This window comes from Pseudoalteromonas sp. S16_S37 (assembly GCF_014694405.1).
GTDB lineage: Bacteria > Pseudomonadota > Gammaproteobacteria > Enterobacterales > Alteromonadaceae > Pseudoalteromonas.
On record NZ_JAAUWV010000277.1, the window covers coordinates 1 to 235 of the forward strand.

Annotated in this window: 1 protein-coding gene; it reads left to right on the plus strand. The window is 43.4% G+C overall.

What is annotated here, in order from left to right; translation table 11 throughout:
* The coding region (locus HC733_RS22895; protein ID WP_190367235.1) for a transposase at positions 1–143 on the plus strand (143 nt) is incomplete at its 5' end.
* Positions 144–235 lie beyond the last annotated feature (92 nt).

Below are 235 nucleotides of genomic sequence, written 5' to 3' on the forward strand. Positions count from 1 at the left end.
AACCTGTGTTCGGCAACATCACGGTGAATAAAGGGATGAATAAGCTCACATTACGCGGCCAAGTAAAAGTCAATGCACAATGGCAGCTATACTGCCTTGTTCACAATATCGAAAAGTTGGACCCTGTAACAGATTCTGTGTAACTGCCATTTAGTTGATATGTCTTTCGAGGCGTTCCTCGAATTCGATAATAAATCGACTCATCGCCTGACGCCAGTTTTGAATGGGCATTGTC